Source organism: Paraburkholderia sp. SIMBA_054, assembly GCF_046534875.1.
In the GTDB taxonomy this organism is placed as follows: domain Bacteria; phylum Pseudomonadota; class Gammaproteobacteria; order Burkholderiales; family Burkholderiaceae; genus Paraburkholderia; species Paraburkholderia hospita.
The window spans coordinates 1-243 of record NZ_JAWRXV010001488.1; the positions used below are offsets into that span (position 1 = coordinate 1).

Genomic DNA, 243 nt, shown 5'->3' on the forward strand with positions numbered 1-243 from the left:
GGCAATTGTTCACCGCGCTCGTGGCTACCACGATCATTTCGCGCTCGCCTTTGGTGAGGCCGCCTTCCTTCAGCATTAACGCGTCGTGGTACGCAAAGAACGCGCGAAACTCATCCGGCCGATGCGCGAGCGTCAGAAATACATTCGGCACGAAACCGGCTTTCTGCTGCACTTCGAGAATGCGCGCACGGATGTCGTCGGGCCATTCGCTGGGATCGGGCACGGGGTAGCGGCTGATCGGCT

The 243-nt window shown here is 60.5% G+C and carries 1 protein-coding gene; it reads right to left on the reverse strand.

What is annotated here, in order from left to right; translation table 11 throughout:
• Window positions 1–243, reverse strand: a 243-nt coding sequence (locus SB822_RS59985; protein WP_410859495.1) for a peroxidase-related enzyme, incomplete at both ends; no start/stop codon positions are given.